The following is an 11,396-nucleotide window of genomic DNA, read 5'->3' on the forward strand; positions in this document are numbered from 1 at the left end:
ATCCGCTCATTCTTCTTCCGGTTCCTCTACCGGCTCTTGATGATCACATGAAGTACACTGCAATCGTGTTCCCTGTTTGTTCCGTTTCTCAATCATTAGTGATCCACAACTTGGACATGGTTTCGCCGATGGTTTATCCCATGATACAAAATCACATTCAGGATACTTGTCGCAGCCATAGAAAATTCGTCCCTTTTTACTGCGGCGTTCAACAACATGCCCTTCCTTACACTTCGGACAAGTTACACCAATATCCTTGATAATCGGTTTGGTATTACGGCAATCCGGGAACCCGGAACATGCAAGAAACTTGCCGAAACGACCCAGCTTATAAACGAGCGGTTTGCCGCACTTCTCACATATTTCATCCGAGACTTCATCTTCAATCTCAATTTCCTTCATTTCTTCTTCTGCAAACTCTAAACGTTTCTCAAAAGATTCGTAGAATTCTGCGAGTACCTTGACCCAATCCTCCGACCCTTCCTCCACATGGTCAAGATCACCTTCCATGTTCGCGGTGAACTCTACATTCAGGATCTCCGGGAAAAACTCCTCCATCTGTTCGATGACCAGTTCGCCCAGTTCAGTTGGCATGAATTTCTTCTCTTCAATTGCAACATATCCGCGCTTCTGAATGGTCTCCAGCGTTGGCGCATATGTACTCGGACGCCCTATGCCCAGTTCCTCAAGCGTTTTAACCAGCCTTGCTTCCGTATAACGTGGTGGCGGCTGTGTAAAGTGCTGTTTCGGCTCAATCTCCCGATTCTCCAGCACATCTCCATTTTTCAGCGGAGGCAGCAGACGATCTTCTTCCGTTGTACCGTCATCATTACCTTCTACATACACCTTCATGAATCCCTGGAAACGAACCTTGGAACCCGCTGCCCGGAAAATCGTATCACCTGCAGCAATGTCCACGGATAGTGTATCCAGAACAGCAGATGACATCTGGCTCGCTATAAAACGTTCCCAAACCAGTTTGTACAACCGGAATTGATCACGGCTCATAAACGATTTAATCGAATCCGGATCACGCAAAATCGACGTTGGACGAATCGCTTCATGCGCGTCTTGAGCATTGGCTGCTTTTTTGGAATAGTTTCTAGGCGTCTCTGGTGCAAATGGCTCACCGTACTTGCCAACAATGTATTCCTTGGCTTCTTCCTGAGCCGAAGCTGCAATTCGGGTAGAGTCTGTACGCATATACGTAATGAGACCGACTGTGCCTTCTTTTCCGAGGTCTACCCCTTCATACAGCTGTTGGGCAACCGACATCGTCTTGGAAGCTCTGAAATTCAATTTACGTGCGGCTTCCTGCTGCAAGGAACTCGTTGTAAACGGAGCAGAAGGATTACGGCTGCGTTCTTTTTCTTTAACTTCTTTGACTGTAAAAGAAGCTCCCTCGATTTGCTTTAAGATGGCCTGTACTTCTGCCTCACTGCCAAGTTCGGTTTTGGTACCGTTCAACTGATGGAACTTGGCTTCAAACGGATTTCCGTCCGCTGTAAGTTTGGCAGTAATGCTCCAGTACTCTTCCGGTTCAAAATCATTAATTTCATTTTCACGATCCAAAATGATTTTGACGGCCACGGACTGTACGCGGCCAGCGGACAATCCTTTTTTGACTTTCTTCCATAATAACGGACTAATTTTATATCCTACAAGCCGATCCAGAATACGTCTCGCCTGCTGCGCGTTAACCAGATCCATATTGATTTTGCGCGGCGTTTTGAACGCATCTTTGACAGCCTGTTTCGTAATTTCATTAAATACAACCCGGCAATCCGCGGTTTCGTCCAGTTCAAGTGCATGGGCCAAATGCCATGCAATAGCCTCACCTTCGCGATCCGGGTCAGCTGCGAGATACACTTTTTTCACTTTCTTACGGGCATCCTTCAGTTCTTTCAAAATTGAACCTTTGCCGCGGATCGTAATATATTTCGGATTAAAATCATTCTCTACCTCAACGCCGATCTGACTCTTTGGCAAATCGCGTACATGTCCCATCGAAGCTTTCACGATGAACTTGCTGCCTAAATATTTGCCGATCGTTTTCGCCTTTGAGGGCGACTCAACGATTACGAGTGCATCCGCCATAGGTTCATCCTCCTCTCAGTCATGAAACTGCTGCTTGTTTTAATGATTCTCACTTCATTAGCAGCATGACTAACTTCCGCTAATAATCTATTTTCACATGCTGCCTTGATTGCAGCATCGTCATACCCTTGCGTATTTGGTTCCAGGTAATTGGCTAATCTGCTTTTTTATGATTAAAGATAACAGAACTGAATGCAAATGTCCAAAATCCCAGTTGAGCTGTTCAACAAGTTGATCCAGGGATTGCTCTTCCCGCTCCAGCAAATAAATAACACGTTGTTCATCTAAAGATAGTTTTACGACAGGGAATATTCCTTGATTGGAAGTTTCACTGCTTTCCGTTGAACGTCCTCTATTGTAAGGAAGTTGTTCCGTATTTGGCAAGTCCAATTGAAACTCTTCCAATAAATCAGTGGCACAGGTCACCAATTTTGCGCCCTGACGAATCAGATTATGCGAACCTCGACTTTTGGGAGATGTTATGGGACCTGGAACGGCAAACACGTCTCTTCCAGCTTCAAGCGCAGCATCTGCAGTAATAAGTGATCCACTTCGGATATCAGCCTCAACGACCAACGTACCCAAAGTTAACCCGGCAATGATCCGATTACGTTCCGGAAACAATCCCTGACGTGCACGCGTACCCGGAGGATATTCTGACAAGAGCAGCCCTGTTTCGGCAATTCGTTCGGCAAGACTGGTGTTTTCGGGAGGATAAATGTTGTCAATTCCTGTCCCAAATACCGCAATGGTCTTACCATGTGCACGAAGAGCCGCATCGTGACAAACACTATCTATTCCTCTCGCTAACCCACTTACAATGGTCAGGCCCGCCTTGCATAATTGCTCCGCCAGCTTCTCACCAATTTTGCGTCCGTATACTGTGGGCATGCGGGTTCCTACCATTGCAATGGATTGCGTGTGCAGCAGTTTCATATCTCCACGCCCGTACATGACCCAAGGTGGCTGAACGGTTTCCTTCATTAATATGGGGTAATCCTGATCCAGATAGGTAACGACCTCAATTCCAAGTTTATAAACACTCTCTTGTCTCTGCTCAATCCATTCGATATTGAATTGTTTGGTTAGACGGGCAGCCTGATCCTTGCGTAATCCCGCAGCAATCCAATCTCCCTCTTTATAGTCCAACAAATCCATCAGTTGATCTTGTCCTGAGAGCAGTTTGGAGATTGTTTTCTTACCAATACCGTCCGTTTCATGCAGTCCAATCAAAATCCATCTTTCTTCCATATCAAAAACCTCCCATATCGGGAAGAAAATCTTCCCTCATATTGTGTGTTATGTGACAACGGAATGCAAGCGTTTACTCTCGCAGGCAAACAATCACTCTCTTTTTCACCCAGTAAAAAAACGCAAAAAAGCAACCCTTCGCCCTGTTCAGGACAAAAGGTTGCTTACCTTTTCCGTATGATCAATAGTCGGTTCACCAGAAAATTATATTCCTGAGCCGTTTCTTCTATTATAACGGAAAAGAATTAATGTGTCGTGCACAAATTCAGAATACCGCGTTCTTCAAGTACGCTCACAAGAGTCGAGCCCATTTCAGCTGGCGTTGGAGCAACTTTGATTCCGCAAGATTCCAGTTTCGCAATTTTTTCTTTGGCTGTACCTTTACCACCAGAGATGATAGCGCCTGCATGACCCATGCGTTTCCCTGGAGGCGCAGTAACACCACCAATGAAGCCAACTACCGGTTTGGTCATGTTATCGCGTACCCATTCTGCCGCATCTTCTTCAGCCGTACCGCCGATTTCACCGATCATGATGACCGCATGTGTCTGCGGATCTTCATTGAACCGTTTCAGGATATCAATGAACTCGGAGCCTTTAACCGGGTCGCCCCCAATTCCCACAGCAGAAGATTGTCCAATTCCACGTGCAGACAATTGATGAACAGCTTCATACGTGAGTGTTCCACTACGGGATACCACGCCAACATGACCAGGCATATGAATATAACCTGGCATGATGCCGATTTTGCATTCGCCTGGTGTAATAACGCCTGGACAGTTTGGTCCGATCAGAACGGTATCTTTGCCTTCCATGAAACGGTCAACCTTGACCATATCAAGTACCGGGATACCTTCGGTAATACAGATCACGAGATCCAGCTCTGCGTCCACAGCTTCCATGATGGAATCCGCTGCAAATGCCGGAGGAACGTAGATGACGCTCGCTGTTGCGCCAGTAGCTTCCTTCGCTTCCTGTACTGTATTAAACACCGGCAGACTGACTACTTTGCCATCTTCCAGCGTGATATCAACATTGGTACCGCCTTTACCCGGTGTAACGCCGCCTACCATCTGGGTTCCGTAGTCCAATGCGCCCTTCGTGTGGAACATTCCCGTTGAACCCGTAATGCCTTGCGTAATGACTTTTGTATTTTTATCAATCAAAATACTCACGTTGCTTCACATCCTTACGGTTATTTTTCAAGTGCCGGACAGCTCCGGAACTAAGGCAGCAATTTGCCCAGGAATGAACTTATTTTACGAGGGCAACAATTTTCTGTGCACCATCGGCCATGGAATCAGCAGGAACGATATTTAGGCCGGATTCACCCAAAATGCGTTTACCAAGTTCCACGTTAGTTCCTTCAAGACGAACAACCAGCGGTTTAGTCAGGCCAAGCTGCTTCGCGGCTTCAACAACACCATTGGCAATGACATCACAACGCATAATGCCGCCAAAAATGTTAACGAAGATACCCGCCACTTTGGCGTCAGACAAAATGATTTTGAAAGCTTCGGTCACTTTCTCTGTTGTCGCACCGCCCCCAACATCGAGGAAGTTGGCCGGGTCGCCGCCATAGTATTTGATGATATCCATCGTCGCCATCGCAAGTCCCGCACCATTAACCATACAGCCGATGTTGCCATCAAGTGCTATGTAGCTCAGGTCGTATTTGGAAGCTTCGATTTCTTTTTCGTCTTCTTCATCCAGGTCGCGCAGTTCCAGAATATCTTTGTGACGGAACAAGGCGTTGGAATCAAAATTCAATTTTGCATCCAGCGCGATAACGTTTCCATCTCCGGTAACAACGAGTGGATTAATTTCGGCAATGGAGCAATCTTTTTCGACAAATGCTGTGTACAACGCAAGCATAAACTTAACCGCTTTGTTCACCAACTCATTCGGAATACGAATGCTGTACGCCAGTTTACGTGCCTGGAACACTTGCAATCCAATTGCAGGGTCAATAATTTCCTTGAAAATTTTCTCAGGTGTAGCTTCAGCTACTTCTTCGATCTCTGTACCGCCTTCTTCGGAAGCCATCATCACGACGCGGCCTGTGGCACGGTCCACAACAACACCCACATAATACTCTTTGCGGATATCGCATCCTTCTTCAATCAGAAGACGCTTCACTTCTTTGCCTTCAGGTCCAGTTTGGTGTGTTACCAATACTTTTCCCAAAATTTCGGATGCGTAAGCACGAACTTCGTCGATACTTTTCGCTACTTTCACGCCGCCGGCTTTCCCCCGGCCACCTGCATGAATTTGCGCTTTGACTACAGTCACCGGACTGCCCAGTGCCTCTGCGGCCGCAACCGCTTCATCGACTGTATAAGCAACCTTTCCGTTTGGAACGGTGACTCCATACTGTTTCAGTACTTCTTTTCCTTGATATTCATGGATATTCATTCTCGAATCCTCCTATCAACATGACTGCAACAAGGCGGGTTGGTAGACTAACAAAAGACAAATGTTGACTATTTTCACTTAAACCCAATTCATTGTAACATGTTTTTAAAACGCTTTCCTTAAAAAAGTAATGGTTAATAGACAGTATTTTGATATGAGTATGATCCCATATTGTGAATGCTTGGATATTAATGGAAAAAACCTCAGCTAATAAGCCAAGGTTTCTTGATAATATTACGACGATGCAATTTATTTTCTGGCTTCTTTGGTGTTCGTCTGATGGACTTTCTCCAGAAGGCCCTTGAACTGTCCCAGTAAAGATTCAAACTCTGAACTGTTCAGACATGCATCTTCCTGGATCGCTTCAGGTATAGACAAAGCTTTATGGCGAAGTTCCCGCCCGGCGTCTGTAAGTGTAATCAATACTTTTCGTTCATCCTGGACTGAACGTTCGCGATGAATAAGTCCTGCTGACTGTAAACGTTTCAGAAGTGGTGTCAATGTCCCCGAATCGAGGTAAAGCGCCTCTCCGATTTCCTTAACCGTACATTCTTCACGTTCCCACAACACCATCAAGACCAGGTATTGAGAATAGGTTACACCCAGTACCTCAAGATAGGGCTGGTACATCTTCGTAATTTCACGTGAACAAGCGTATATGGCAAAGCATAATTGATTATCCAGCTTCAAACTTTCATTCTGCATATATCTGTCTCACCTACCTATTGTGCTATTGAGCATTCTATATTCCTTATAATAGAGGTTGCCCCCTGTTATAACCGCAAGAATTTGCGAATATAAGGAACCTCCATCTATCTTATCATAAATTAGAAAAAAAACAGAATAATTGAGCACAAATGATTTCACCATTCTATTTAATAGTGTTAAATTTAATTGCCTAAAATATAATAACAGGTATAGATATAATCAAAATATATAACCACATAACCAAAAATTCTTGATACGTTGAACAGCTCACCCATCTTCTACTTACACCTCCACAACTGCGCGACATTGATACGAAAGTGAATATTTTTTTATTCTGCGGGAAACTTCATGCGGAAATCTATATACAATCCCGAAGAAGGGATAGATAAGCCGTACTATGACGAGACGGGTTGACGCCCTGATTTCTTTTATATAAAATGCTTGTAGAAGCTGAGGAAGCACCTTAATTCGTAGACTGGCCCGTACTATGCGCGCCAAGGACGAAGTGAGGTGTTTCTTGTATTATGTATGGAAAACTGCATAGTGCCTGTTTATATGGAATTGACGGAGTATTAATTGAAGTGGAAACAGATTTGTCGAATGGTTTACCCCAGACGTCTATTATTGGATTGCCGGATTCGGCTATTCGTGAAGCGGTTGAACGCGTTCGTGCGGCTATAAAAAACTGTGGCTATCAGTATCCGTTACAACGGATTACGATTAATCTGGCCCCTGCGGATCTGCGAAAGGAAGGAGCTTCCTTTGATCTCGCCATTGCTGTTGGTTTACTTATGACAAGTGGTCAACTGGTACTTCCTGTACAAGAACGGACATTAGTAGTGGGTGAACTGGCATTGGACGGTTCAGTGAGATCTGTTCCTGGCATTTTATCCATGGTAGATTTGGCAAAACGGCAAGGCTTTACCTCTGTTCTTCTGCCCGCTGATAATTTGGAAGAGGCTTCGCTAATTCGGGGTATTCAAGTATTTGGGGTTCGTCATTTGCAAGATATCGTACCAGAGAGTGTAACCGCTGCAAAGAGCACGAAAGGAACGATACCAAATAAGGGGCCTGTGGTTATAAAAGACTACGCTCACCTTTCTGTTCGAATTCCAAATCACGAAAATTTGAATAACCACGAGCGCTCGAAACACACTTCATTCCTGGAGGATGATTATAGTGATGTGTTAGGACAGCATCATGTGAAGCGAGCACTCATGATTGCCGCAGCAGGGATGCACAATATTTTGCTGGTCGGCCCGCCAGGAACAGGGAAAACCATGTTAATTAAACGGCTGCCCACGATTCTTCCCCCATTGTCCGAAGACGAAGCGCTGGAAGTAACCAAAGTGCTAAGTGCCGCAGGCAAACTTAAGGAAACCTCTCGCGGACTGGTTGCAGACAGGCCTTTTCGTTCACCACATCATACAATTTCCACTTCCGGTCTAATTGGAGGCGGCGGAATTCCCAAGCCGGGCGAAGTTAGTCTTGCCCACCGGGGTATATTGTTTCTGGATGAGCTGCCCGAGTTTCAGCGGCAAGTCCTTGAAGTATTGAGACAGCCATTGGAGGATCGCAAAGTCACCATAAGCCGCGCGCGAGCAGCGTTCACATTTCCAGCACAATTTATGCTCGCCTGCTCTATGAATCCCTGTCCTTGTGGATATCTCTCTGCCCAGTCTGAGGAACAACGATGTATATGCAGTCCTGCACGCGTGGCCGCGTACCGAGCCAAAATTTCCGGTCCCCTGCTGGACCGAATCGACCTTCAGGTCGAAGTGCCACCCCCAGGTGAGTGGCGCAAGGCTGGCGCTTCTCCTTCATCTTCGGAAATGCAGGCCAAAGTCATTCACGCTCATCGTATTCAGGCTGCCCGATATGCGAACAGTTCAGTTCGCTGGAATAGCCAGCTATCAGGAACTCTTCTGCGTCGAACGATTCGTCTGCCTGATGAAGCAGACTATCTGCTCCAGCAGACACTGCAAGCACTGAACCTGAGCATGCGTGCACATGATCGAATTATTAAAATGGCCCAGACGATCGCTGACCTGGACCATAATGGCGTAATTTTGACAGCTCATGTGGCTGAAGCGATACAGTATCGCCAGTTAGATTTGAATTTATTTTAAGAGAGGTCACTTCAGCAATAAAAGCTTTAAGGGGAATACATGCATCACCATTCAGCACCATGATCGGGTTCAAGCGCGATATCAGTAGATTTTAAATCTAATGTTTCATAAATTAAAACAATACAAATACCCCTGCAAGTATGTCTCCTCCGTACTAGAGGGAACGTGCAGGGGTAATTGCATGAGAATTATGTTCGAATTGTATAGCGTAAAACATATTAATTATTCAAATATAGTCAGCTTGTCCTTGGCTGGTGTACGTTCTTTGGCAGAAGGAATAACCTCTGGATACCCCATGTAAACCATGCCGATAATTTTTTCCCCAGCCTGAATGCCAAGGGACTTACGGAATTTGGGTCCGTACAGGAAAGGCTTGGTTACCCAGAAGGTACCAATGTCTTCACTCCATGCCGCGAGTAGGAAGTTCTGTACCAACGCACTCACTGCTGCAAAATCTTCATCCCAGACATTCTGGCGCGGATCTTCTTCCATGACTACAAGCATAACGGATGGGACTTGCTTGATATTCGCAGAGAACTTGTTATCCTCACCCATCTCTGCATCTATGGCGTCTGCCAGCTTATTCAGTCCATCTCCGCTAAATAGCAAAAACCGCCAAGGCTCACGCAATTTGTGATTGGGTGCCCATACAGCTGTGTCCAACAGATCAACAATCTGCTGTGTGGGAACAGCTTCTTTTTTAAATTTTTTGACGGTACGACGGTTTTCAATGGCTTCTCTTACAGCGTTACCCGTTTGGGTAGATTTACTCATAACCATGCCTCCCAGATTATAAAAATTATCCGTGACCGCAGTTCAAACCTGCGATGTGAATCGACTCATTTATAAAAAAACAAATAGTGCAGCAAACTGGATTACAATCTTGATTATACACTGATCGGTTCATAGGATTCAAAGGAATGCTGACAACATTATTTCGTTCTGGTCATTTCAGATGCAAAAAGACGACTTCGACTCTTACCCCGTGAAGGGATTCATAGAGTCAACGTCGCCTTTCTTCATTATAAGTAGCTATTTAATCAATACGGGTATGACCCTGCTCCTTCAAACTTCCCATTCACAAAATCCATTTTGTTGATTTTCTCCTGGTTGCCGGCGACATCTGTACTGAAATATTCCACTGTTTTGACATCAGGTGCATAAATTTTTATTGGTATGGTAAACGTGAGCCATTCCCCTCCATTGATTCTGTACTGGATCATTTTCAAGCCCGATCCGTTAACTTCGTCCGTTGCCTTTAACTTAAAATTAAATCCATTAATATATTGTTTCCCGCTGGATACCTCTGTCAGGGGAACTAGAGCATATTTGGTTACAGGCGGGATTTTGTCCACATTGCTCTTGAGAATAAAATCAAATGCATTGTTAGGTCCTTTCACCAAAGTTACCCTAATCGTTTGCTTGATATAACCATCCGCTTCAACAGAGATTGTGCTTGTTCCCGGAAGCTGCTGTTTCATCGTATATTTCCCTTGTTTGTCTGTTGTTGTCTGTAAACCATTGATTGTCACTTTGGCGCCTATGATCCCCTTTCCACTCTCATCGATGACCAAGCCGTTTATAGCTGCAGCCTCTTGCAGATAGAAATTCAATTTATTCGTAGTTCCATAGGATACTGTCACATATTTCGTGTAAGGAACATAGTCATTCGCATTGACCTCAACATTAATGTTTTGGGTCTGATATGCGTTAATCCCCGTGATAGCGTAGTTTCCATTCTTGTCTGTTTTAATTGTTTGGCTTACCGTTGTCGCTTTTACAATCGCACCCACAATAGGTTTTCCCGATTGGTCAGTCACTGTACCTACGATGGTGGCTGGCTCAAAGAGTACTAAATTCACTTCTTTTGTATCCCCCGGACTCAAGGTAACATAACTAAAATTCATTCCTGAATCCAAGTATCCCTTGGCTACCGCTTTAATGGAGAAATCAGTGCTTTCACTTATAGCCGTTTCAAAACGAAAATCTCCTTGGGAATCGGTCTTTACTATTTGATTTTGTGCCCCACCAGTTTGCTGCGTAATATTTACATTCGCATCTTTCACTGGAAAACCATCGTTATCAGTAATTTTCCCATAAATTTTCGAAGTTTGAGCAAGACGATTAACTTGCCCCTCCACAGAAGCATCTTTGGATGCAGCATATGTAGTTCCAGAAAGCAGCAGACCAAACACTCCGGAAAATAATAATAATACGCTTAAACGAACTATCCATTTCCATTGATTACTCATGACAATCGTTCACCTCATCCAAATATAGTAGTAAGTCCTAAGGCAATATGAGATCGTTATATCTATCTAACTAACTAGCATTTCGAGCTTCCAAAACTCCCCGCCCCATACATATTGCCAAATTCCTTCACCGCCGTTCATGGTTTCGCTAATATCCAGCACTTCCATGCGAGGGGTCTCCCACACCAGTTTCTCTTTCATTGCTGCGACAGATTGAATTTCGTTCATAGTTCACACCTCTTTTTTTAATTTTCTTTTCTCATTTTATTATAAATGATACATTTTGTATCTATTTATTTTAAGAACTTTAATCTCTTCGTCTGCTAGAAACAAGTTAGAACACAACGAAGCTGCATTGTTTATAGAATTAAAACGAACTTGAATAGGACATATACATGGTAAGGAGAAAGAGGGCACTTTATAACAGGTAACTTAGTATCATAGACTGGATTGAAACACATCGTTTGAGCTTTTATTCAGAAAATTATTTATAGATATAGCTTGTTTACAATCAGAAAAGGGAGTAAAAACAACGGTGATAAAT

Annotated in this window: 9 protein-coding genes; 1 reads left to right on the forward strand and 8 read right to left on the reverse strand. The window is 44.4% G+C overall.

Annotated elements, in window-relative coordinates; translation table 11 throughout:
* Positions 1-6: 6 nt before the first annotated feature.
* From topA to Q0V21_RS12955, 5 genes are all read right to left on the reverse strand, one after another.
* Positions 7-2,097 (reverse strand): type I DNA topoisomerase, encoded by a 2,091-nt coding sequence (gene topA, locus Q0V21_RS12935; protein WP_079346980.1) that lies wholly within the window; start codon positions 2,095-2,097, stop codon positions 7-9.
* A gap of 120 nt (positions 2,098-2,217) precedes the next feature.
* Positions 2,218-3,348, reverse strand: coding sequence for a DNA-processing protein DprA (gene dprA, locus Q0V21_RS12940; protein ID WP_301879254.1), 1,131 nt, complete (start codon positions 3,346-3,348; stop codon positions 2,218-2,220).
* 245 nt (positions 3,349-3,593) lie between these two features.
* Positions 3,594-4,523 carry a succinate--CoA ligase subunit alpha gene (sucD, locus tag Q0V21_RS12945; protein WP_024630202.1) on the reverse strand — a complete coding sequence of 310 codons (930 nt, stop codon included), beginning with the start codon at positions 4,521-4,523 and terminating at the stop codon, positions 3,594-3,596.
* 79 nt (positions 4,524-4,602) lie between these two features.
* Entirely contained in the window at positions 4,603-5,763 is a 1,161-nt protein-coding gene (gene sucC / locus Q0V21_RS12950) for an ADP-forming succinate--CoA ligase subunit beta (protein ID WP_024630201.1), read from the reverse strand.
* Positions 5,764-6,012: 249 nt separating this feature from the next.
* Complete coding sequence (locus tag Q0V21_RS12955; protein WP_024630200.1) at positions 6,013-6,468, reverse strand: MarR family winged helix-turn-helix transcriptional regulator; 456 nt, start codon at positions 6,466-6,468, stop codon at positions 6,013-6,015.
* A 527-nt stretch (positions 6,469-6,995) separates the two neighbouring features.
* Here Q0V21_RS12955 and Q0V21_RS12960 point away from each other — a divergent pair.
* The gene (locus Q0V21_RS12960) at positions 6,996-8,600 is read left to right on the forward strand and encodes a YifB family Mg chelatase-like AAA ATPase (protein ID WP_301879255.1); all 1,605 of its coding nucleotides are present in this window, start codon (positions 6,996-6,998) and stop codon (positions 8,598-8,600) included.
* 222 nt (positions 8,601-8,822) lie between these two features.
* Here the strand turns inward: Q0V21_RS12960 and Q0V21_RS12965 are convergent, their stop codons facing one another.
* The 3 genes from Q0V21_RS12965 to Q0V21_RS12975 form a co-directional block, all read right to left on the reverse strand.
* Positions 8,823-9,374, reverse strand: a complete 552-nt coding sequence (locus tag Q0V21_RS12965; protein ID WP_301879256.1) for a nitroreductase family protein — start codon at positions 9,372-9,374, stop codon at positions 8,823-8,825.
* 266 nt (positions 9,375-9,640) lie between these two features.
* Positions 9,641-10,852 (reverse strand): carboxypeptidase-like regulatory domain-containing protein, encoded by a 1,212-nt coding sequence (locus Q0V21_RS12970; protein WP_301879257.1) that lies wholly within the window; start codon positions 10,850-10,852, stop codon positions 9,641-9,643.
* 66 nt (positions 10,853-10,918) lie between these two features.
* Positions 10,919-11,080: a paeninodin family lasso peptide gene (locus Q0V21_RS12975; RefSeq protein WP_301245952.1), complete on the reverse strand. Its 162-nt coding sequence runs from the start codon at positions 11,078-11,080 to the stop codon at positions 10,919-10,921.
* Between the last annotated feature and the right edge of the window lie 316 nt (positions 11,081-11,396).

The organism is Paenibacillus sp. 11B (assembly GCF_030487755.1).
GTDB classification, from domain to species: Bacteria; Bacillota; Bacilli; order Paenibacillales; family Paenibacillaceae; genus Paenibacillus; species Paenibacillus vandeheii.

Excerpts from the sequence above, each read along its gene's own strand:
- Q0V21_RS12960 (WP_301879255.1), top strand. The coding sequence starts at position 6,996 with ATGTATGGAAAACTGCATAGTGCCTGTTTATATGGAATTGACGGAGTA.
- Q0V21_RS12955 (WP_024630200.1), bottom strand. The coding sequence starts at position 6,468 with ATGCAGAATGAAAGTTTGAAGCTGGATAATCAATTATGCTTTGCCATA.
- sucC (WP_024630201.1), bottom strand. The coding sequence starts at position 5,763 with ATGAATATCCATGAATATCAAGGAAAAGAAGTACTGAAACAGTATGGA.
- Q0V21_RS12975 (WP_301245952.1), bottom strand. The coding sequence starts at position 11,080 with ATGAACGAAATTCAATCTGTCGCAGCAATGAAAGAGAAACTGGTGTGG.
- Q0V21_RS12965 (WP_301879256.1), bottom strand. The coding sequence starts at position 9,374 with ATGAGTAAATCTACCCAAACGGGTAACGCTGTAAGAGAAGCCATTGAA.
- dprA (WP_301879254.1), bottom strand. The coding sequence starts at position 3,348 with ATGGAAGAAAGATGGATTTTGATTGGACTGCATGAAACGGACGGTATT.
- topA (WP_079346980.1), bottom strand. The coding sequence starts at position 2,097 with ATGGCGGATGCACTCGTAATCGTTGAGTCGCCCTCAAAGGCGAAAACG.
- Q0V21_RS12970 (WP_301879257.1), bottom strand. The coding sequence starts at position 10,852 with ATGAGTAATCAATGGAAATGGATAGTTCGTTTAAGCGTATTATTATTA.